This is a genomic window from Eximiradius proteiniborus, from assembly GCF_058546985.1.
In genome coordinates, this window is record NZ_CM178592.1 from 687,068 (window position 1) to 709,937 (window position 22,870).

Consider the following 22,870-nt stretch of genomic DNA (forward strand, 5'->3'; position numbering starts at 1 on the left):
TTCCACGTAAAATTTATTTCACTAATGAGATATAAATTTAAAATGAATATATTTTAATGTTTCTCATTTGAATTGATTTTCTCTAAAATTGAACTGTTCACATACCATTTTACAAGATGATTTTTATTAATTTTGAATACTATGTATAATATTATGTTGATTATTCATTATGAAAAAAACCGTTTTATTTTTAATCGTATTTAATGTATTTTTCTCAAGAGCAGAATTAATAAAGGAAACTATCACTAATCCAGTAGTAGTTACAGCAAATAGTCAGCCAGTTCTTTATTCTGAAACTGCTCGAATTGTAACCGTAATAGATTTTGAACAAATTCAAGCTTCGAATGCAAAGAACATAGAAGATTTACTTAAGTATATTTCTAATGTTGATGTTAGAAGAAGAGGAGGTCCACAAGCTCAGGCCGATTTTTCTGTTCGTGGCGGTTCTTTTGAACAAACTCTGATATTGATTAATGGGATTCCGTTTAATTCTGCTCAAACAGGACATCATAATGGTAATTTGCCAATTTCAATTTATGATATTGAAAAAATAGAAGTTTTAGAAGGTTCCGGAAGCAGAGTGCTTGGAACTAATGCTTTTTCAGGTGCTGTTAATATTATTACAAAAAATGCTTCGGACAATCAACAAATCAATTTTGCTACTTCGGGTGGGCAATATGGGTATTATGATTTTAACATATCTACAAATTTCAATTTATTTGATGAAATAAATTCTTTTTATTCTATTTATCGTCAAAAATCCGATGGATACATTCAAAATACTGATACAGATATCTTGAATTTTTTTGGTTCTAATACATATCGTTCCAAAGTTGGTGATTTTGCATTACAATACGGTGCGGGTAAAAGAAATTTTGGCGCAAATAGCTTTTATACTGCTAAATATCCTAACCAATTTGAATCTATTACTTCTTCATTTGTAAATATTTCATTTACTAAAAAAATCGATAATGTTATTTTTTTCGTCCAGTCTCATTACAAATCTCTATTTGATAGGTTTGAGCTTTTCCGTTCTATGAAAAACGCTCCTGAATGGTATAGCGGTCATAATTACCATAAAAATTCTTCATATGGTAGTCAAATGAAAGTTAGTCATGCATCAGACTTTGGAATTTCATCATTTGGTTTAGAATTCAGAAATGAAAGCATATTAAGTAATGTTCTGGGGAAAAAATTATCTAATCCCCAAAAAATATCAGGCGAAAAAGATAAATATTTTTATTATTCGGATAATAGACAAAATATTAGTGTGTTTTTTGAGCAGTTTATTAAATATGGGAATATATCTATTTCGTTCGGTAGTATGTATAATTGGAATTCACAATTTAAGTCTGATTTCTTCGGTGGTCTTGATTTATGTTATCAATTAAGTGAATATTCAAGTCTTTTTGGTAGTATTAATCAATCTGGAAGGCTTCCAAGCTTTACAGATTTATATTATAAAGGACCTACTAACAAAGGTAACCCCAATTTGAAGCCAGAGTATTCTACTTCTCTTGAAACAGGTATTAAATACAACAATGATTTTATGAGTTCAAGCTTTTCGATTTTCAGAAATTTTGGGAATGATTTAATTGACTGGATCAAACATCCTGACTCAACCTTGTGGGAAACAAGAAATCTTACTCAACTTAATACAATTGGGCTACAATTTTCAGCTAATTTATTACCTAAATCATTATACAATAACATAAACTGGTTTAAAATGCTTAGTCTTTCATACACTTTCATTACTTCAACCAAAAGCTCACAGAATTATCAATCACTTTATGCTCTCGACTATTTAAAACATAAATTCACTGTAAATGCTCTTTTCAATATTGGATATGGATTTACCTTGAATATAAATTCTAATTATCAAAAACGTAATGGTACTTATTATAGTTATGAAAATAATAAAGAAATGAAATATAAAGATATATTCCTAACAAGTATTAAAATATCATATACAATCTCTCGATACACTTTCTTTATGGATATCGATAATATTTTTGATAAAAAGTATCAGGATATTGCTAATGTAACTCAGCCTGGAAGATGGGCGAGAGGTGGTTTGCAATTCACTCTATAATTCCATTACCTTAGTCTGAATGTAAATGGAATTACTCCTACCATCTCAATATCTTCTTTAATTGGGTTAAATCTCCATTGCCGCAATGCTTCAATTGCTGCCCGTTCAAGTCTTGGGTCTGCTTTTTGAAGAGGTACTATTGAGCCAACTGTTCCATCAGGTCTTACTGTAAAACGAATTTTAATTTGTGCTGATGTATTTACACCTGGTGGGAAAGTAGGAATTTTCTTAACTAATACAACTCTATTTCCTCCACCGCCCCATTCTATATCACCAAAACCTTCGCCTTTTCCCGGTCCACTGCCACGAGTGCCAAGTCCTGTACCCCAATCTTCTCCGTCAGGTGAACCAACATTACGTGCACTCGTTCCAATGTCCGAAGGAGTTTGTTTTTCGCTCGAACTAATTTCACGCCTTGCAACAATATTTGATGATTCAGTAATATCAGTAGAAGCTGATGTTTTCGATATTTGAGTTTTCGTGGCAATTTCTGCGTCATGCAATTCACTTTGTGGCAAACTACCTTTGTGTGCTATACCTTCTCTTGATAAATTCCCCTTGCTCATTCCTGTTCCGTCTCCATATCCGAAACTCAATAGTTCAAGCGGAACAGTGTTGGATACTAACTGTCTAGCTTCCGGTTGAGGATCTCTGACAAGGTTAAGTAATAATAACAAAATAAATGTAGTAGGGATGGCAACAGCCAAACCTTTTGCAGTATTTGCATGCCAGGGTATCTTAAACTGAAATGAATAATTCTCATCTTTATAAGATGGATTGTATAGATAATTATCTTTTCCCCCCATATTATTTAATCCTATCAATCCAAGATTGTGAAAAACCCAATTTCATTGCAGTAGCGGTTGCTTCCTCCATACTGCTAAAATAACCATAGCGAATGCGATACCATTGTCTATCGCGAATAATTTGTGGAGAAATATATGCATCAATGTTATATCTCATTTTTATTTCTTTTAGCCAATTCTCCGCATCTTCAAGCGAAGGTGTTGCATAAATTTGAATTGTATAAATTTCTTCCTTCGCTACTTTTTTTGTACTTGATTTTAACGAATTATCACTGACATTAGTTACATTTTTTTTCGGTTCATTTTCAACAGTTTTCTTCTTTGGTTCTGGCTTAATCTCATCTGATCGGATGTTTGTAGCTACCTCGGGTTTCGATTTTTCCTTTATTTCTTGCTTTTGAATTACCTTAGGTTCTTCTGTTGTAATTTGTTTGCTTATCTCTGTTTTATCTGTTTGATCATTTTTAATTGGTTCTTGAGTATCAGGTTTTGCTTGTTCTTTTACTTGATTTTCTTCAGCAGAATGAGTAGCATCTATTGATTTTGTATCTTTAGTGTGTTGAACTATTTCTTTATCAGATTTATTACCAAACAATTTGGAACTTATAGGATTTATTTTATCATATCCAAAATTGTCCCAAATATAATACAAAGCAATTCCCGAAATCGCAAATAATAAAAAAATAGCAGGATATTTTATTAAGGAAGCGAATTTGGTCTGCTTTTCTTTATCTACTGAACTTACTGAATCTTTGGAATCTTCTAAATTATTCACTTTTGACTTCTTTTTGTCTGTATTATTTATTTTTTCAGAAAATTGTTCTTTGTTTGTTTCTTCAAATACCTCAATTAATTCACCAGTTGCTGGTTTTTCATCATCTGGAATATTAGAAGTGTTTTCTGTATCAATATCAGATAAAACAACAAATAGAGATGGATTTTCTTCCTCACTATCAAAAGACTGATCAGATGTATTATCAGGGGTTTCTTCTTCTAATATCTCTACTGATTCTTTTTTTGCTTTATTTTTTTCTATTTCTTTCTCTAATTCTTCGATAAATGAACTGTCAAGTTCTAAAGAAGCAATATTTTCAGGAATTTCAGTTTCCGTTTCAACTTGTGCTATTGAATCTGCTAATTGTTCAGATTCTTCTAACTTTTCATTAGCAATTTCAATATCATCTGCAAAAAGATACTCGTTTTCAGTTGCCTTTTCTTCTATTTCTTGTATCTGGTTTTGATTTTCTTGTGGAGTAGTTGAAACAGTAGCTTCAATATCAGCATTTTCAATATTTTCGGGTGCAATTTGAGAAGAGGCTTGTTCTTGCTCGAATATGTCCCAAACAGAGCCTTCAGAGGGAGGTTCGGGGATTTCTTCAATTACTTGCACGTTTTCTTCTTGTGTTAATAATGTAGTACCTGAGCTCTCATTTTCATCGGCAAAAGTTGGTATTGTACCTGGATAGTTTTGTTGAGTTTCGAGAAGAAATGTATCATCATCGGGTTCACCTGGTGTGAATCCGGTGTTTTCCTCGGGTCGCATTATTTCAGAAAAAATTTGTTTCATTATTAATATTGCCAGATTATTCCAATTTTGGCAAATAACCCTCTTTCTTTATATCCATTCCAATAATAAATATTGGAACCTAACAAGTTATTAAAATTTGCAAAAAATACAAAATTATTATTAATGATATAATCGGTACTAAATGAAAAATCTAAATAGCTCTCTAATTTTTTATCGTTTTTATTTGATATGTCGTTTTCACTAATGTAGCTTAAAGAAATATCAAAACCTAATTTTTCAAAGAAAACTTTTCGATATGATATATTAGATTTAAAGAATGGATGATAGGGAATAGGACCATCGGAATTATTTAATTTACTTAAAGATAGAATAGTATTGAATGCAATTTTATCACTTTTGGTAATATACCATAATAATTCAGGTGAAATTTCGAGAATTGTTCCCTGATCGTATGCTAAATTGAAAGTGTTATTATTTATCTCATCAAAAAAGCAAAGCCTATCAGTGATTCTCCAACTAATATTTGCAGAAGCAAATATATTTTCTGTTGGGTGATAGGTAATTGAACCATTAATCAAGGCAATATTGTATGAATAATCTAAATTAGCAGAAAAATCTAAATACGGGTTTTTATAGAACATTTCACTAAAAGAATTATTTTCTAATCCGCTTATAAAAGAACTTTTTACAGTAAATAGCTCGTTTATTCGATATTCAATTTGGGCTTCTAAGAGCAAACCACCACGAGATGTTTCGTTTGAATTTGTAGCGCTCTGCAAACCAACATTTCCAGCTATACTTAATTCATCGGAAAAATACGAAAAACCACCAGCAACTTCAATAAAATTAATAGAATTTTTTCTAAGTGAATGAAAATCAACAAGAATATTCCCATTGATTAAGTAGTCATTCCAATAATTTTTTATATTAAGAAACCCTTTTATTTCATTATCAACTGCGTTTCGTGTTGGATGATAACTAATAGATTTGCTATTTGCAGACAATTGCAAAGAATTAATATTAAAACCCGTATTAAATAATACACCTTCATAAGCACCATTTGTTTCAAGGTTTATTCCATAACTACTTGCATTTCTGTCAAAGTAGCCATCATTATTTAGTGAAAATTGATTAGCATAAAGGTTATAATTTTTTGAATTGAAGAAAACAGAAGAACGTGTTCTACTTCCTCCGAAAATCCAAAATTTATCAGGAGCGATGTAGTCGGAAAACAAATTAACAGAAAATTTATTATATTCAGAACGTTTATATTCACCTGAACTACTTTCATAATTTAGATAACCATATAAATCGTAACCTTCAACTTTTTGACGAGCACCTAATGTGATTTCAGGTGTAAAAAACATTCCAATGCTACTTCTAACATTTATTTTTGGAAAAATTTTTGATATACTTTTTGTTGGTAAAGTATCGGGTGCCAGCAGAAGTGAAGAGTGTTTTTCATATGAATTGATTGAATCAAGTTCTTCTTTTGTGAGTTTATTAATTCTTGTAGGCAATTGCTTGATACCGGATTTGACATTTACTTGTTCAACGCCTTCAATAATAAAATTCGGCAATTCCAGAGGTTTTGGTGTTTCCTGTGGAGGATTAGTCTGAGCGAATGAGTGATAATTCAGGCTAATCAATATACATAATATAATAATATGCTTTTTCATTCTCATAATTGATAAAATTGATTGTTAATTATTGTTTAATTCTTCGTAATCTTGATTTTGCGGTTTTACCAAAGTCATCTTCGGGTCTAAGATTTTCAAGTATCTGATACATTTCTCTTGCATACTCTAAGCGATTTAATTTTTCGTAGCATTCACCAAGACTTAACAAAGATAGAGAAAACCAGTCTTCATATCCTGTAAAGTTTTCTTTTACTATTTTAAATTCTTCTACTGCTTTTTCACAATCATTCATTCGCATATAAATTTCACCCAATCTGTACTGCGCTTCAGAAGCCAACGAAGGATTTCCTTCTTCCTTTGATAATATTCTGAAATGGACTAATGCAGAATCGAACATTAGTTTTGTTCGATAATACATAGCAACACGATAACGACTAAAATCTCCATATTCGGTGTGTGGATAATTATCAGCAACTGATTTCAGTTTATTTACTGCTCCCAAAGTATCTAACAGAAGCAGTCTAATTAAAGCACGTTCAAATCCTGCTTGGGCAGCTGTTTCGTGTGTGTGGTAATTTGTTTCAAGAGAAGAAAAAATTGTGTCTGCTTTAAGAGGGTTGTTGATTTGCTTTTGCAATAAACCATACTCTAATAATCCAAGCGGAGCATAATCGCTATTGGGATATTGTTTTGCAAGTTTATCAAATGTTTCAGAAGCTTTCTTAAATTCATTCATACTAATAAAGCTTTTGCCCATTAAAAACATTGCTTCTGCATTTTTTTCACTATCAGGATATTTATTAATAAAATTTTCAAATTCAGAAACAGCATCGTTAAATCTTCGCCCGGTGTAGAACATTTCAGCTCTTTTGTATTTAAACTCTTGAATATAAGGTGATTCAGGATTTGATTCTATATATTTATCTGCAATTTTTATAGCTTCATCTTCTCTTCCCATAGCCATAAGTGCAAACTGAACGCTTCTCATTGCCTCAGCGGCAAGTTCATTACTTGGAAATGTTTGAATAATATATTGATAACCTTTTATTGCTTCTTCATAATTACCTAAATTATAATAACAATCTGCAATAGCATAATAGGCTCTTGGAACTAAATTGCTCTGAGGATATGCTTTTATCATAAAATTAAAATTATCTATAGCTTCTGCGTATCTCTTTTGTTGAAAACGTATCCACCCAATTAAATATAAGGCATTAGGTGAATACGGAGAGTTGGAATAGCGGTTAGCAAATTCTAATAAAGAGGTAATAGCTTGCTCAAATTTTTGCATTCTGTAATAAGCATGTGCAAGTTGATAAGCGGAATATTGTCCATCTTCTGAATTTGGGGCTATTCTAAAAGCTTTCTGATATGATTCAGCGGCTTTAGAATAATTTTTGTTGAGATAATAACCATCACCTTGTCGGGTTAATACTTCTACTGCATAATCGGATTTAGGAAATTCCTTTACTAATTGATCGAATACTTTTGAAGATTGCTCGAAATTTTTTAAACGGAAGTGGGACCAACCTAATCCATATAGTGCTTCTTCGCGTCTATTTGAAAGTGGATATTCATCAATGATTTTTCTATAAATTTGTGCTGAATTATTTAGTAAATCAGAGCGATAATATGCTTCTGCTAACCAAAAATAAGCTTCATCGATATTACTTGATTTCTCGTTTTCTGAAATATAGCTAAGTAAAGGCTTAATTGCCTCAGAACTTCTAAGTGATAATACTAAAGCAATTCCTTGTTTTAATCTGGCTTCATTGATATAGAGCTTTTTGTTTTGGACAAAAATTTCATCGCTATTCATTGCTAACTGCTCTGCTTGCCTATACTCGCTATACGCCTTGTCGTATATTTTTAATTCAAGATATGTTGCACCAAGAAGTAATGAAACACGTATTGCTGTTCGCCCATCAAGAACTTCTCTACTTGCACGTTCTAAATCTTTTCTTGCTTGAACAAAATTGCCAGCCTCGTAATTCATTTGTCCTAATTCTAAAAGTACATTTCCTGAAAATCTATAACTTGAATTGAGAGATAGGGCGTATAGTTCTTTACGAGCGTTAGATGTGTCGCCCTTTTCCTTTAATGAAATTGCTCTGTATAGTTGAGCAAGTGATTTATTAATATCATTGTTATTCTCAATATTATTGATTAATTCGTCAAAATATGTTATCGCATTATCATAATTAGATTGATTTAATGAAGCCCAGCCAGCACCTAATTTAGCGTTATTAATCAAATATGAGTTGGGGTAGCTTTTAATAAGCTGATTATAAGCACTAATAGCTGCATCATAATTTTTCGACAAGTTGAATGCTTCTGCTCTAAGGTATATTATTTTTTCTTGATAAGCATCAATATTTGTTTGTTTTTCGAATTTTTTGGCATCTTCTTGCGATGCCAAAATAATTCTATTTATTGTTTCGGCTCTCTCAATTGCCAAAAGGGCAGAGCGGTTGTCTCTTAGCATTAAATGATTGTTTGCCTCTCTAATATATGATGCAATAATAGTATTTCTATACGGATACTTATTCTGCAAAAGCCTGTAAGATTCAATTGCTTTTTTATAATCATTGTTCATTTCATAAATAGAACCAATAGCATAAATTGCATCATCAGTATATTCGCCATATTCATAATTTTTAACTAATTCTTCAAAAATTGATGAGGCTTCGAAATGTTTTCCTTGGTTAGCCAATGCAATACCATTCCAGTAGAGTGCCTGATGTGCAATATATCTATATACGCTATCACTTCTTAATTTAAAATTCAAGTCTGCAGCATTTTTCGCATACTCAAAATTTTTGACAGCATCAGCATATTTTTTTCGTTCAAACTCTATAAAGCCGATTTTTAAGTATGAGTGTGGAATTAGTGGGGAATTGGAATTTGTTTTAATATATTCATTGATTTGAGCAATTGCAATAGAGTGATTGCCTGAATGTAAATCAATATCAGCTTGTAAAAGTATTGCTTTATCGTAAGCTGCTGTATATGGATATTCCTTAATGAGTTGCATTAGCCTAATTTCAGACTGACGAAGAAGCCTAATATCATAAATTTTCTCAACTTCAATAAACTCCTTAGTTCCATAATTATAATATGGAGAATTAATTTGAGATTGCGCCAAATAACAAACAAATACTATGGATAATAAGAATGTGATTTTTTTCATATTAAATTAATAGTTATATCATTATTAAAAACAGCAAAAAATTAAATAACATTTTTTTTGAGATGTTAATTTATGCTGCACTGTAAATATATAAAAATATATTCATTAAAAAAAGAATTGATTATGATATATTTCAACAAGTTCAATAATCAACAAAAAGGGCTGTATCAATAATTGACACAGCCCTTTATTAATTTAATCAAATATTATTTTGATACTAAAAGTGAGGGCATATATTTTGCTGATAATTCATAAGTTCCAAACATAACAGTTGAATACAAGAGAGCAGATGATATTGTATTTCTGAAAAATGGAATAGCCATTTCATAACAAGTAAGCAAACCGTTTAGATCGTAGCTATACATTCCTGATGTAATCCAAACTGATAAATTTGTAACTACGAAAAAGAGAACTGCTCCAGCAATTGAATTTATTAAAACCGATTTTACATTTACTTTATTAATTTTTGAGCCCATATAAATAATTAAAGCAAATGAACCATAAACTGCAAACATATCATAATGAAAGCCTAAGAATGCATCACTAATTAACATAGCAGCAAAAGGAACAAGATAAGCTAATTTTCTGTTTGATAAATACGCACCACTAAATAGGGCAAGAGAAATAATTGGCGAGAAATTAGGAGCAATCGAAACAAATCTCGATAATACAGCTAATATAATTAATGCGATTGGAAAGATGTAATTCATTTTTACTTACCAAAATTAATTTTACATTTAATTTAGTTTACATAATATAGATTATATTGCATTTTTATTATTCTTCATCAGTATCGTTTTCTTTTTTCTCTTTCAGAATATTTTTCAGTTTTTTCTCGATTTTTTGCTTTTTGTCTTCCTGTTCATTAATCAAACTTTTTATTGATTTTAGAACATGAGAATCTTCGGATTCAACCCTTGATTGTATTTTCTTCATCATTTCTTTTACAATCAAGTCCCGAAGCATTTTCTCTTGATGAGGATCCAAGTCAATGTTTTTCTTCGACATCACGACCTCATATTGTGTTGCTCTATAATGTAGACGACCAAATCTTTCCATTATTAATAGCAAATTTTGGGCGTCCTTTTAATTTCAAATTTTCATAAGGCATATTTTTCGAAATAGACATAAATTTTTTGCTAGAAACTACCCATTCTTCGTTAGGTGCAAAGATAGTCAAATTTACTTTTTCACCTTTCTTTATTTCTATTTGCTTTAAATTCAATATCTTTCTTGGATTAATTGATAACAATTCGATGATTTTATTTAATTCTATATCAAGTGAATGATGCAAGTTGTTTAAAATCAACCCAATAGAAGTTTCTAATCCGGTGATTCCATAAGGAGCTTTCTCGAATTCAACCTCTTTTTCGTGCAATGCGTGAGGTGCATGGTCTGTTGCAATGCAATCTATTGTTCCATCCTTGATTCCTTCAATAAGAGCTTTTATGTCTTCTTTTGAACGTAGTGGCGGATTCATTTTCAAATTAGTATTGTAACTATCCAATAAATCATTAGACAAAAATAAATGGTGTGGGGTTACTTCACAACTAACACGCAAACCTTTACTTTTTGCATTTCTTATTAATTCTATACTTCCTTTTGTGCTAATGTGTTGTAAGTGTAAACGACGGTTGCCGCAATATTCAGCAAGCAATATATCACGTGCAACAATTAGTTCTTCTGCAATTCTTGGATAACCTTTTAACCCGAGCTTAATTGAAAGCTCGCACTCATCCATAGCAAAGTTTTTAGTTAGCGAATGTTCTTCACAATGTTCAGAAATCAATAAATCTCTTGTGGTTGCATAGTCAAAAGCACGGCGTAGCATTTCAGAAGATTCGACACAATGTCCATCATCAGTAAACATTACAACACCGGCATCGTCAAGTTCTAACATTGGTGATATTAATTTACCCTCTCTTTTTTGACTTAGCGAACCTGCAATAAATACATCAACTAACAAATCTTTTGATTTGTTTTTAATATATTCAACGACAGTTACATCATCAATTGTTGGCTCGGTGTTTGGCATACATACAACACCAGTAAAACCACCATTTGCTGCTGCATCAGTGCCCGATTTGATTGTTTCTTTATATTCAAAACCTGGCTCACGTAAATGTGTATGAATATCAATAAATCCAGGAGCAGCAACTAATTGGCTTCCATCAATAATTTCTGTTGATGAATCTACAACGCATTCCTCGTTAGCACAATGCTCGATAATTCCATCTTTAATGAATAAATTTACAATTTTATCTAAATTTTCAACTGGATTGATTACTCTAATATTTTTAAAAAGAATATTCATTAGCACTCCTAAAAATTGTAAAATTACATTTTATAAAATTAATAAAATATCTAAATACATAAAAGTAATATTATTGTTTTTCTCTTTATTGTAGGTTAATATCAAACCGAAGATTGAAAATATAATTATCAGTTAGTCGTTTTGATAGCTTGAAAATATTATTAATAACTAATTATCGATATTTATGGCAAATGTAAGCGACATTTGGAACTTAGTCGGTCTTCGTTATAAGTCTCATCCTTGGCATGGCGTTCACATTGGTGATAATGCCCCGGAAATAGTTACTGCTTTTATTGAAGCTACTCCAAGCGATACAGTAAAATATGAAGTAGATAAAAAAACTGGATATTTGAAGGTTGATAGACCTCAAAAATATTCAAATGTATTACCTGCATTATATGGGTTTATTCCACAAACTTATTGTGCTGAATCTGTGGCAGATTACTGTATGGAGAAATCTGGTAGAAGCGGCATTATTGGAGATGGCGATCCTATAGATATTTGTGTATTTACAGAAAAGAACATTACTCACGGAGATATATTGGTGCAAGCAGTGCCTATCGGAGGATTTAGAATGATTGATGGAGGAGAAGCCGATGATAAATTAATTGCTGTTCTCAAAGGTGATGAAGTTTATAAAAATTGGCGCGATGTAAGCGATTGCCCTGTAACAATGATTGATAGATTAAAACATTATTTTCTTACTTACAAAGATATGCCCGGAAGCGAATCCTCTCGATGCGAGATCGTGCAAATTTATGGTAGAGACGAAGCATTAGAAGTAATAGAACGAAGTAGACGAGACTATATAGCAAAATTTGGAAAATTGGAAAACAAACTATCAATTGCTGCAATGGAAGCTTTTGCACTCGGTTTCAATATGAAAAAACTTCCACTTTGAAATTATTCTATGTAATAATTATTTAAATAATCACGATATTGTTCAAGAAGTTCAAACACTTCTTGAGTATCGTTCATTTGGACTAACATTTGTCTATAATGAGAAGCGTTATGCAATCCCTTTAAATATCCAGAGAAGTGTTTGCGAAACTCTACTAAACCTCTGGGAAGTCCCTTGTCCTCTATATTCATTTTCAAGTGTTCAAGCAAAACATCAAATCTTTCATTTATATTTGGTTTTTCAGGCAATTGACCAGTTTCGATATATTTCTTAGCATCTCTGAAAATAAAAGGATTTCCAAGCACGGCTCGACCAATCATTATAGCATCAGCACCATCAATTTCAAGAGCTGCGCGAGCTGTTTCTGGTGAAGTAATATCACCATTCAATATCAATGGTATGCTAATATTTTTCTTGATTTCAGGAATGAAACTCCAATCAGCCTTCCCTCCCATTCCCATTTCTCTTGTTCTGCAATGAACTGCGATTGCTTTTGCTCCACTTTCTTCTTGCATTCTCGCTACTTCATTGATTATTATGCTATTTTTATCCCAACCCAAACGAGTTTTAACTGTAACAGGAATTTTTACTGCTTTGACAACTGCTTGAGTAATAGCGTTCATCAGCGGAATATTTTTCAACAATGCAGCACCAGCATTATGACTGACTACTTTTTTCACCCAGCAGCCGTAATTTAAATCAATTATATCAGCACCAGCTTGTTCTACTATTTTTGCTGCTTCAGACATTACGTACGGATCGCTTCCAAAAATCTGTACTGCAACCGGACGTTCCTGGTCGATAACCCGAATTTTGATTTTTGACTTTTCAACATCTCTTATTAACGCTTCCGAAGCAACAAATTCAGTATATACAATATCTGCACCAAATCTACGGCAAATAATTCTGAATGGAAGGTCGGTTATTCCTTCCATTGGAGCCAAAAAAATACCGTTTTTTATTTCAATATTATCTATTTTAAAAATTTTATTTAGCATCATTTCTTAGCAAATAATTTGTAGTATTCTTCTAATTTTCTACTTTGAGCAGTGTCCCCAATTAACTGAGCATATTTATTCATTGCTAAAATATTATTTGCAATTACTAATCTTAATCCGTCATATAGATAATAACTTTTGTTTTTGGTTAATAAATTTAATTTATCGTAATTAATTCTAATACTTTCAAAATTCAAAGTATCCATTTGCTTGGATAGTTTTACAGCGAATCCATAAGGAATTTGTGCGTATGCTTTGGCAATAAAAGGCTCAATAAGAAGAATTTCAGGAGTCAGAAAAATATCTCTTTTGCCAATATTTTTCTCAATTATTGATACAAATACATTGATATAATTTGCTTGAATAGAAATAGGGTCATATTGTTTGCCAGATTCAAAAAGTTCTAAATCTTTCATATATGACTGAATTTCAGGACTTTGCATATTAACAATTTCGGGATACCATTTTGCTAATTGATAGGGATACCAGGTTCTTCTCATTAGTTCTTTTTCAATCAATACGATATCTTTTCTGTATCCTTCTACTTGTTGCAAATACCAGAAAGCAGAACAAAAGTAATCCCATTGTGAAGAAATAATTATCGAATTATTGGGCAAATTATCGATTATTGACTTTGTATATTCAACAACCGTCGTATCTTTGCTTTTATCAACTTCTGAATAGTTATAAAAAATAAGTAATAATGGAATAAATATATATAAACTTAAAAGTGGCTTTTTAATTTGTGATGAGTAGTAAACTGTTGGAAGTGCTAACAAAATAAACATTGAAAGGTAAGCCAAATAAAAATAAGGTTGAATATCATAAATTGAGTAATTAAATGAGTAAATGATGCAGGATAATAATGCAATTGTAAAAAAAGTAATAATGAATTGCCTGTATTTTTTGAACGATGTGAACAATAAAGCAAATGGTGCAAATATAAAATTAAAAATTGCACTTACTTTATTTTTATCGACAAAAATTAATAATAATCCAATCAGATAAGTAAAAAGAATGAGTGCACCAATATTTCCTGTAATTTCATTAATAAATACATTGAAGTTCTTTTTCCAGGCATCAAAACCAGAAAACATCCATACCTGATATTGTTTTCCAGAAATGTGGTAGAAAAATTTATCTATGCTTTTCGAAACGAAACCCCAGTTGAAAATTGGATCCATACTTGAACGTATAGGTAAATATAGATATAAAGAAAGTGCTAAAAAAAGCGGAATTATTAGAAAAATAAATTGCTTAAAGCGATTACCTGAGAAATCGAAACCTTTCCCACTTTTCTTAAAAAAAGTATATAAAGAAACCGGTATAAGTAATATTGAAGTCATATGGTTAGCTAAAGATAATCCGAGAACAAAGGCTGAAACCATAAATAGTTTATAGCTATTAGTAAAATGGGCTTTTAAAAGAAAATACAAAAATAAATTGACCATTAAAAAGTGCAATGAATATACTTCATTAGTTGTCGCCTGTTCCCATACAATCGAGGTAAACCCAAATCCAATTGCCAGAAGACCTGATGATAGTTGAATAGATAGCCTATTATCAATTGTTTTCTCAAAGTTGCTGAAAAATAAAACACTTAAAATCAAATACAATATCGTTGCAGATAATCCACAAAATATTGATGATAATAAATTCAACTGTGTGATATGATCAAAAGGCAGTGGAATTTTCAGCCAAAGATACGAAATAATCGTATATAGTGGATAACCTGTTGGGTGAGCAATACCTAATGTGGACGAAACTGAAGCAAGTTCACCACTGTCAGTAAAAAATAAACTTCTTGAAAATGTAAAGAAATAAACAGTAAAAGTAATGACAAAAATTAGTAAAGAAATCACTCTGTCAGTTTTATTAAGTTTCATATTATTCAATAAGTTATTTGACAACAAATTTCCCAATTTTCAATGAACTGTCATTTTTGACTTTGTAAAAGTAAACTCCGCTTGAAAATAAATTTTTATCCAAAGTTAATGCAACAACACGATTAGAATTATGAACCATAACTGTTGTTTCTCTGGAATAAACTTGTTCCATTTCTGAATTAAATATTTGTAGAGAAACTTTTTCTCCAAAAGGAATATTGGCAGGAGTAGGAATATATAAAGTAGAATTAATTGTAAAGTTGAATGGCATTGGATAGGCGTCCGGAACAGCAACTGTTTGATAACCTTTTCTGCAAAAAGCTGTGTCCTTGTAATATGAAGGAGAGGTTGTTTTATATTGTTTATCGCAAATTTGTTTGGAGTTGATGTCCGACGAAGGATAATTCAAATCAATTTCAGAATTGGTCATAAATTGATTGAAAACTTTTTCCATATCTGTGTTTGATAAAAAAAAATCAAGAGTATCAGGTGTATCAAAAATTCTGTTAGTGTTTACTATTAAACGAATTGGTCTAATTTCTAATGGAAGAACCTGAGATTTTAGTTGAAAAACTTCCGTATGTAAAATTTCTCCAGAGTATACAAAATTTATGTCAGGGAAAAGCCTTGCTTGATAAAATGAATAACCATCAATTGTTCTATTACCCGTATGATATATCCACGAAATAAACTCAAGCCAAGAACCAACAATGGAAGAACCTTCTTCTTTTAATGCAGAATCCAAAGCTTGAAATTGGAACAAACCATTTTCAACCAATTCCCACATTCTTTTGACAGGTCTATTGCCAAAAAATTTATCAATAAAATGAAAGTATATTCCATAACTGTAACCTATTGTAGCCTCACCATCACCGAAAGCATATTTCGGGAAATTCTTAAATAACGAACGAACATATTGAAGATAGTCTCTTGATTCTGGAAACAGTTTGTTTTCCATATATACAGATACTGCTTCGTGCAGAGAAAACATATTAGAATTCGGATCTCCATAGATAAATTGAATTGCGTGGTGAAATTCATGTGCAATTGTAATTTTCATACCAAGTATTCCGTTCGTCGCATATGTTGGATATTTTCTATTGCTTCCATCATCGCTTATTGTCATATCATTTTGTGAGTAGTTATTATCTATAATAATATAGGATGAATATTTGGGAAAAATTTTACGAGGGAAGATTTCATATTCAGCGCGAGTTTCTCCATAATATGCTTCTCCCCTATATCCATTTCCAATATCAAGAACATAAATATCATAATGCTCGCTTCCACCTCCATATTGTTCAGGATACGGAGATTTCAGTCCTATGTTATTTATCATTTGTTCATAGACATAGTCTGCATAAAAAGCTACAGAATCAATGTAATCAGGAATTCCGTTTTTATCCCTGTCGGTCGCTTCAACTGCATTATTGCCAAGAGTGTCATAATGAATTTTGAAAATATTACGAGTAGAAATAGAGTTGGCTTGTGTTTTGGGTCTAAAATCTGATAATTTAGAAAGCATTTTACTGTCAAATTTTTTTCTTTCTACAAGCCACTTGTATGTATGGCTCTTATTGATAAATATATCATCATCAGACAAAAGAAATATCGGTTGAAGTAAATAAAACAGGAATATTATTGACAGAAATCTATTCATATCTTTCTAATTTAAATGTTTCACCTAAATATAATCGTCGCACTTCCTCATTTTGAGCGATATCCTCTGCTGTTCCTGAAATATAAATGTTACCATCGATTAATATATATGCTCTATCGGTAATAGATAATGTCTCGTGAACGTTATGGTCTGTTATTAAAACACCTATATTTTCATCTTTTAGTTTTCTTACAATTTTCATAATATCTTCAACAGCGATTGGGTCGATTCCGGCAAATGGTTCATCTAATAAGATAAATTTGGGATTTGAAGCTAAAGCACGAGCAATCTCGCATCTTCTTCGTTCTCCACCAGAAAGCATATAACCCTTACTTTTTCTAATCCTTGCAATACCAAAGCTTTCAAGTAATTGTTCTAATCGATTTTGTCGTTGCTTATTGGACATTTTTTGAAGTTGCAAAATAGACATAATATTGTTCTCGACAGACATCTTCCGGAAAATAGAAGCTTCTTGCGGAAGATAAGAAAGCCCTAATCGAGAACGTTGGTACATTGCCTTGTTTGTAATATCAGTGTCGTTAAGATAAACTCTTCCTTCATTCGGCTTTATCATCCCAACTATCATATAAAATGATGTGGTTTTCCCGGCACCGTTTGGACCTAACAGACCAACAACTTCACCTTGAGCAATTTCTAAATCGACACCTTTAACAACTGTTCTTTGTTTATATTTTTTGACTAATTTTTCAGCTTTTAGTACTGATTTTTCTACTTCTAACACTTTACAACCTTATTTTTTTTCCAACTTGAATGTTTTTTTAATTTTCTCATCACCTCTTAGCAACTCTAATGTAATCTTTTCACCAACTTTTGAATCACCAATTTCAATGTAATAATCTTCAGCTTTGTGAATATTTGTATCATTAACCTTAAGAATTATATCTCCTGGCTCAATACCATTTTTGTCAGCAGGTGAACGTCTTTCAACAGAAAAAACAACCGCACCTTCTTTTACATTTGATTTTAAATATTGAGCAATTTGTTCATCAATATCTCTAACGTCCATACCAATATAAAAATCTCTATCAATCGACTTATTCTTTTTTATTTCATCGATGATTTTTTTCACTCTATTTATCGGAATAGCAAATCCGATTCCTATACTACCAGCACCAGAACGTGATTGAGCTGTGGAGAAAATAACTGTGTTTATGCCAATCACTTCACCTAAAGCATTAACAAGTGGTCCACCAGAGTTGCCTGAACTTATCGCAGCATCAGTTTGAAGCATATTACGATAAACTCTGTTTTGAGGTCTGTCTTCCTGAATAAAACTAACATTTGTATTCGAAATAACACCTACAGTAACTGTTGGTTTCGAATTCTTATCAAAAAGTCCAAATGGGTTGCCAAATGCAATTGCCCATTCGCCGACAATTACATTATCTGAATTTCCTAATTCCAGATATGGGAGATTTTTCCCATCAATTTTTAGCAATGCCACATCGCTAACCATATCAGCACCAATAATTTCTGCATCGTATTTCTCTCCGTTAGTCATTGTAACTACTACCTTAGTGGCATTACCAGCAACATGGTGATTCGTCAGTATGTATCCATCTGGCGAAATAATAAAACCAGAACCTAATCCTTGCACTTTATATTCCCGTTTACGTTGTCCACCTCCAAAAAATTCTCTAAACCTCTGAAAAAAAGGATCATCAGCAAATGGGAAATCGAAGAATGGATCTTGATAAATCACCTGTCTTACTTCTGTAACATTGATTCCAACTATTGCAGGACGGCACTTTTCCACAGCTCGTGTTATAGCATTTTGCCTTGAATTAGCAACTTCCATTTGTGCTCTCTGGGCTTCTGCTGTTGAAATATTGGATTCTTTGTAAAAATGGCTAATATCTGATTGTTTTTCATCACAGGAAACAGTAACAGTTGATAAGAAAAGCAAGATAATAAATAATTTTGTCCTTTTCATCAGTTTCAATCTCCATTGTTCTGCAAATTAACAATTAATCGCAAAAAAATGTTAATTTTAATGTTAAATTTACGTATAAATAAATATTTAATTTTAATTATGAACACTGAATTTTGTTTGATAGAAGTAGCGTTACCAGTCGCTATCGATAATGTGTTTACTTATAAATTGCAATATCCCAAAAGTGATTCTCTCATTGGTCGAAGAGTTATAGTACCGTTTAAGAATACAAAAATAACCGGTGTTATTGTAAAAATCTTAAAAGACGATCATAATGCTGATACAAATTATCAAATCAAGCTTGTTTATGAGCTTCTTGATGATAGTCCAATTATTTCTGACAAACTACTATCTTTGGCAAAATGGATTTCAGAATATTACTTTTCGCCATTAGGAGAAACTATTAAAGCAATGATACCATTATCTTTAAATATTAAATCTGAAAAAAAAATCAAATTGATACAATATTTAAGTGATAATGAAATTGATAGAATTTTTAAAAATTCAACAAACCAAAAAATTGTTTATGATTTTTTAAGAAATAGAAAAAACAACTCTGAAATATCTCAAAGTTTTTTAAAGAAAAAATTGAAAATTGACAATATTTCATATGTTGTTGAAGCATTAGCAAAGAAAAATTTAGTTGAAATCAAAGATAGTATTAATCAGTCTATTTCACAGCAATTTGAAAAACTTATATTTTTAAATGAAGATTTTTTTACAGATAATGATAAAGTAATCCATTTACTCAATATTTTAGAAAAAAAAGCGCCAAAGAGACTGAAATTTTTATTAATGTTAGTTGAAAAGTATGAAGAAAATCAAAAATGTTTATACTATTCCAGTGTGGTTAGTCAATTCAATAAAAAAACAATTGACTTCTTTATAACAAAGAATATAATTAAAGTAGCATTACAAGAAAAAGAACAAAGGTTTCTTGAAAATGCAAATTTTTCTTTAGCTAAAATTAATGAATTGAATCTACCTTTAACCTCTGAACAACTTTATGCAAAAAATACTATTGAAGAGACAGTAGTTGAGGGCATATCCAATACTTTTCTATTGTTTGGTGTTACAGGAAGCGGTAAGACATTAATATACTTACACGTCATAAAAAAAACACTCGAGATCGGTAAATCTGCTTTGGTTTTAGTGCCTGAAATTGCATTAACACCACAGTTAATTGACAGATTTTCCAAATCATTCCCAAACCAAGTTGCAATTTTTCATAGTAAGATGTCTGAGCAGGAACGTTTCCAAGTTATCAATAACATTTTGAAAGGGAATGTGAAAATTGTTGTTGGTGCCAGGTCTGCTGTATTTGCTCCACTGAAAAATCTTGGACTAATTATTGTTGATGAAGAGCACGAAAGCTCTTACAAGCAGGATTCGCCTAATCCAAGATACAACGGGCGTGATGTAGCCATTATGCGCGGGAAATTCGAAAATGCGACAGTAGTATTGGGTTCAGCAACTCCATCAATTGAGAGCTATTATAATGCTAAAGTTGGCAGATATAAATTATTAGAAATTAAATCGAGAGCAGATGGAGCAAATCTTCCAGTCATAAAGATTATTGATACTATATATAATCGAAAAAACGGATTAATGCAGGGAGAATTTTCTAATGAATTACTTGAAAAAATTAAAGAAAAAATTCTGAAAAAAGAAGGTGTTATATTATTTCAAAACAGAAGAGGTTTTGCAAGTTACCTTCAATGTCCTGATTGTGGCTATATTCCAATGTGCAACCAATGTAGTGTAGCACTTGTCTTCCATAAAACCACTCAGGATTTACAGTGTCATTATTGCAATGCTTCAAAGAAAAATACGAATACTTGCCCCGAATGTGGCTGCAATAATATGAAAGAGATTGGAGCAGGCACACAAAGAATAGAAGATGAACTTACAGCCTTATTAGAAATGGATAGTCTGAATTATACTATTGAAAGAATTGATTTGGATACAACACGCCTCAAAGGTTCTCATAGATCAATTTTGGAAAGATTTGCGGCAGGTAAGACCGATATTCTGGTAGGAACTCAAATGGTTGCTAAAGGAATTGATTTCGAAAGAGTAACTCTTGTAGGAGTAATGAACGCAGATTTACTTATGTATGTGCCAAATTTCAGAGCAAATGAACGTGCCTTGCAATTACTGATTCAGGTCTCAGGTCGCTCTGGAAGAAAATCCAATTCAAAAGGAGAAGTTATTATTCAAACTTCTCAACCAGATAGTTTTGTTATTCAAAATGTTGTGAATAACGATTATGTATCCTTCTATAATAACGAAATTAAAACAAGACAAACCGCAAAATATCCACCATTTTATAGATTCTGTATAGTTGAATTTAAGGATGAGAATGTTGAGAAAGTTGAAGCCGCAGCTTCTTATTTTAGAAAATTTTTAAATAATAACAGTTATATTAATGTTCTGGGTCCAATTATTCCAACTATTAATAAAATTCAGAGCCAATTTAGAAGAATAATTATTATTAAAAATGATAAGTCAAAAGACCCTGCTGCGAAATTACTTAATTCATTATTATCAAAAGCAAAATCACATTATTTGTCAAGCAAATACAAAAATATCAAATTTGTCATCGATATTGATAGCAATCAAAGTGTATAATTTTTATGAGAAAAAATATTTTCCTCACAAAATATTATAAATCTTTTTCGTTTTTATTAAGCAAGTATTAGTTAGAAGTATTAATATTTTTAAATTTGGATAATGGATAAAATCAAAGTAATTGTTGTCGATGACTCGGTTTTTATGCGTAAGGCACTAACCAAAATTATCAACTCCGATGACATAGAAGTCATTGAAACAGCAGTAAATGGCAAAGATGCTATTGAGAAAATTAAGGAGTTTCAGCCTGACCTCGTAACCCTTGATATAGAAATGCCAATAATGAATGGCATCGAAGCACTCAAAGTAATTATGCAAGAGTGTCCCGTTCCGGTTATTATGATAAGCACATTAACAAGTGAAGGAGCGGATGCTACAATTGAAGCATTGTCCAACGGGGCTGTTGATTTTGTTACAAAGAAAACAGCTTTTACAGAAATGAACTTACTGCAAGATGAAATTCTTGGGAAAATCAGATCAGTAGCTAATAATAAAGCATTACGTAATCAACTGAAAAGACGAAGTTTAATATTACAAAAAAAGAATGAATTTATTCAGAATGTTACGGCTCAATCTGATAAAAAAGTTTCTGCAAGCCATTTAGAGATAGCAAAGCAGTTAGCTGAGAGATCTAAACAAAGAAAAGCAAGTTATATTCAAAAATCCAATAGGAAAAGACCTGAAGCAAACGAAATCGAGTTAATAGTGATTGGAATTTCTACTGGCGGACCTGTTGCTTTACTAGAACTTTTCAAACATTTACCGGGTAATATCCCGGTTCCAATATTAGTAGCTCAACATATGCCACCATATTTCACAAAATCATTAGCTGATAGACTAAACGGTTTGTCGGAACTTAATATAAAAGAAGCTGAAGACGGAGAAACCATTAAACCAGGATATGTATATTTTGCACCTGGTGGCAGACAAATGACAGTGAATAAAAAACTTAACTTGTGTATTTCTGATGAACCTCGCAATGAATTGTTTAAACCTTCTGTCAATGTTTTGATGAATTCTGCAATAGATGTTTTTGGAAAATCTATGGTTGGAATAATTATGACAGGAATGGGACACGACGGCAGAGATGCTCTTAAAAGGCTTCATAGTATCGGTGGATATGTTATTTCTCAGGACGTCGAAAGTTGTGTTGTTGCAGGTATGCCAAGGTCTGTTATTGACGCAGGTATTGCTGACGAAATCCACCCACTTAATGATATGCCTGATGCTATCGCTTCGCTATTTAATTTAACAGCTAAATAATTAGGGC

At 31.5% G+C, this 22,870-nt stretch carries 16 protein-coding genes; 4 read left to right on the top strand and 12 right to left on the bottom strand.

Features of this window, described 5'->3' with window-relative positions; all coding sequences use genetic code 11:
- Nucleotides 1-169 precede the first annotated feature (169 nt).
- Nucleotides 170-2,092: a TonB-dependent receptor gene (locus ACY2LT_RS02890; protein WP_491816265.1), complete on the top strand. Its 1,923-nt coding sequence runs from the start codon at nt 170-172 to the stop codon at nt 2,090-2,092.
- A gap of 5 nt (nt 2,093-2,097) precedes the next feature.
- On the opposite strand, the gene ACY2LT_RS02895 is transcribed toward ACY2LT_RS02890, so the two are convergent.
- The 7 genes from ACY2LT_RS02895 to ACY2LT_RS02925 all read right to left on the bottom strand — a co-directional run bounded on the left by ACY2LT_RS02895 (nt 2,098) and on the right by ACY2LT_RS02925 (nt 11,570).
- Nucleotides 2,098-2,898 (bottom strand): energy transducer TonB, encoded by an 801-nt coding sequence (locus ACY2LT_RS02895; RefSeq protein WP_491816266.1) that lies wholly within the window; start codon nt 2,896-2,898, stop codon nt 2,098-2,100.
- A 1-nt stretch (nt 2,899) separates the two neighbouring features.
- Nucleotides 2,900-4,465 carry an SPOR domain-containing protein gene (locus ACY2LT_RS02900; protein WP_491816268.1) on the bottom strand — a complete coding sequence of 522 codons (1,566 nt, stop codon included), beginning with the start codon at nt 4,463-4,465 and terminating at the stop codon, nt 2,900-2,902.
- A gap of 2 nt (nt 4,466-4,467) precedes the next feature.
- Entirely contained in the window at nt 4,468-6,105 is a 1,638-nt protein-coding gene (locus tag ACY2LT_RS02905; RefSeq protein WP_491816269.1) for a hypothetical protein, read from the bottom strand.
- 28 nt (nt 6,106-6,133) lie between these two features.
- Complete coding sequence (locus ACY2LT_RS02910) at nt 6,134-9,256, bottom strand: tetratricopeptide repeat protein (protein ID WP_491816270.1); 3,123 nt, start codon at nt 9,254-9,256, stop codon at nt 6,134-6,136.
- A 206-nt stretch (nt 9,257-9,462) separates the two neighbouring features.
- The gene (locus ACY2LT_RS02915) at nt 9,463-9,966 is read right to left on the bottom strand and encodes a DUF6580 family putative transport protein (RefSeq protein WP_491816272.1); all 504 of its coding nucleotides are present in this window, start codon (nt 9,964-9,966) and stop codon (nt 9,463-9,465) included.
- 67 nt (nt 9,967-10,033) lie between these two features.
- Nucleotides 10,034-10,264, bottom strand: coding sequence for a hypothetical protein (locus ACY2LT_RS02920; RefSeq protein ID WP_491816273.1), 231 nt, complete (start codon nt 10,262-10,264; stop codon nt 10,034-10,036).
- A 22-nt stretch (nt 10,265-10,286) separates the two neighbouring features.
- On the bottom strand, nt 10,287-11,570 hold the full coding sequence (locus tag ACY2LT_RS02925) for a dihydroorotase (protein WP_491816275.1): 1,284 nt from the start codon (nt 11,568-11,570) through the stop codon (nt 10,287-10,289).
- 184 nt (nt 11,571-11,754) lie between these two features.
- Between ACY2LT_RS02925 and ACY2LT_RS02930 the strand changes: the two genes are divergently transcribed.
- On the top strand, nt 11,755-12,471 hold the full coding sequence (locus tag ACY2LT_RS02930) for an inorganic pyrophosphatase (protein WP_491816276.1): 717 nt from the start codon (nt 11,755-11,757) through the stop codon (nt 12,469-12,471).
- 2 nt (nt 12,472-12,473) lie between these two features.
- On the opposite strand, the gene dusB is transcribed toward ACY2LT_RS02930, so the two are convergent.
- The 5 genes from dusB to ACY2LT_RS02955 are packed head-to-tail and all read right to left on the bottom strand — an operon-like array spanning nt 12,474 to nt 18,969.
- Nucleotides 12,474-13,472, bottom strand: coding sequence for a tRNA dihydrouridine synthase DusB (gene dusB / locus ACY2LT_RS02935; protein WP_491816277.1), 999 nt, complete (start codon nt 13,470-13,472; stop codon nt 12,474-12,476).
- Nucleotides 13,469-15,355 (bottom strand): protein O-mannosyl-transferase family, encoded by a 1,887-nt coding sequence (locus tag ACY2LT_RS02940; RefSeq protein WP_491816279.1) that lies wholly within the window; start codon nt 15,353-15,355, stop codon nt 13,469-13,471. Before ACY2LT_RS02940 ends, dusB begins: the two co-directional genes overlap by 4 nt.
- A gap of 13 nt (nt 15,356-15,368) precedes the next feature.
- Entirely contained in the window at nt 15,369-17,015 is a 1,647-nt protein-coding gene (locus ACY2LT_RS02945) for an MXAN_6640 family putative metalloprotease (protein ID WP_491816280.1), read from the bottom strand.
- Nucleotides 17,008-17,757 carry an LPS export ABC transporter ATP-binding protein gene (lptB, locus tag ACY2LT_RS02950; protein WP_491816281.1) on the bottom strand — a complete coding sequence of 250 codons (750 nt, stop codon included), beginning with the start codon at nt 17,755-17,757 and terminating at the stop codon, nt 17,008-17,010. Before lptB ends, ACY2LT_RS02945 begins: the two co-directional genes overlap by 8 nt.
- 9 nt (nt 17,758-17,766) lie before the next feature.
- Nucleotides 17,767-18,969 (bottom strand): S1C family serine protease, encoded by a 1,203-nt coding sequence (locus ACY2LT_RS02955; protein WP_491816283.1) that lies wholly within the window; start codon nt 18,967-18,969, stop codon nt 17,767-17,769.
- 99 nt (nt 18,970-19,068) lie between these two features.
- Here ACY2LT_RS02955 and priA point away from each other — a divergent pair, with 99 nt between their 5' ends.
- Together priA and ACY2LT_RS02965 are read left to right on the top strand one after the other, a co-directional pair.
- A complete protein-coding gene (gene priA, locus ACY2LT_RS02960) occupies nt 19,069-21,600 on the top strand; it encodes a replication restart helicase PriA (protein WP_491816285.1) in 2,532 nt (843 codons plus the stop codon).
- A gap of 102 nt (nt 21,601-21,702) precedes the next feature.
- A complete protein-coding gene (locus tag ACY2LT_RS02965) occupies nt 21,703-22,863 on the top strand; it encodes a protein-glutamate methylesterase/protein-glutamine glutaminase (RefSeq protein ID WP_491816287.1) in 1,161 nt (386 codons plus the stop codon).
- Nucleotides 22,864-22,870 lie beyond the last annotated feature (7 nt).

Excerpts from the sequence above, each read along its gene's own strand:
- priA (WP_491816285.1), top strand. The coding sequence starts at position 19,069 with ATGAACACTGAATTTTGTTTGATAGAAGTAGCGTTACCAGTCGCTATC.
- ACY2LT_RS02915 (WP_491816272.1), bottom strand. The coding sequence starts at position 9,966 with ATGAATTACATCTTTCCAATCGCATTAATTATATTAGCTGTATTATCG.
- ACY2LT_RS02945 (WP_491816280.1), bottom strand. The coding sequence starts at position 17,015 with ATGAATAGATTTCTGTCAATAATATTCCTGTTTTATTTACTTCAACCG.
- ACY2LT_RS02925 (WP_491816275.1), bottom strand. The coding sequence starts at position 11,570 with ATGAATATTCTTTTTAAAAATATTAGAGTAATCAATCCAGTTGAAAAT.
- ACY2LT_RS02955 (WP_491816283.1), bottom strand. The coding sequence starts at position 18,969 with ATGAAAAGGACAAAATTATTTATTATCTTGCTTTTCTTATCAACTGTT.
- ACY2LT_RS02920 (WP_491816273.1), bottom strand. The coding sequence starts at position 10,264 with ATGTCGAAGAAAAACATTGACTTGGATCCTCATCAAGAGAAAATGCTT.
- ACY2LT_RS02910 (WP_491816270.1), bottom strand. The coding sequence starts at position 9,256 with ATGAAAAAAATCACATTCTTATTATCCATAGTATTTGTTTGTTATTTG.
- ACY2LT_RS02895 (WP_491816266.1), bottom strand. The coding sequence starts at position 2,898 with ATGGGGGGAAAAGATAATTATCTATACAATCCATCTTATAAAGATGAG.
- ACY2LT_RS02930 (WP_491816276.1), top strand. The coding sequence starts at position 11,755 with ATGGCAAATGTAAGCGACATTTGGAACTTAGTCGGTCTTCGTTATAAG.
- ACY2LT_RS02905 (WP_491816269.1), bottom strand. The coding sequence starts at position 6,105 with ATGAAAAAGCATATTATTATATTATGTATATTGATTAGCCTGAATTAT.
- ACY2LT_RS02940 (WP_491816279.1), bottom strand. The coding sequence starts at position 15,355 with ATGAAACTTAATAAAACTGACAGAGTGATTTCTTTACTAATTTTTGTC.
- ACY2LT_RS02890 (WP_491816265.1), top strand. The coding sequence starts at position 170 with ATGAAAAAAACCGTTTTATTTTTAATCGTATTTAATGTATTTTTCTCA.
- ACY2LT_RS02900 (WP_491816268.1), bottom strand. The coding sequence starts at position 4,465 with ATGAAACAAATTTTTTCTGAAATAATGCGACCCGAGGAAAACACCGGA.
- dusB (WP_491816277.1), bottom strand. The coding sequence starts at position 13,472 with ATGATGCTAAATAAAATTTTTAAAATAGATAATATTGAAATAAAAAAC.
- ACY2LT_RS02965 (WP_491816287.1), top strand. The coding sequence starts at position 21,703 with ATGGATAAAATCAAAGTAATTGTTGTCGATGACTCGGTTTTTATGCGT.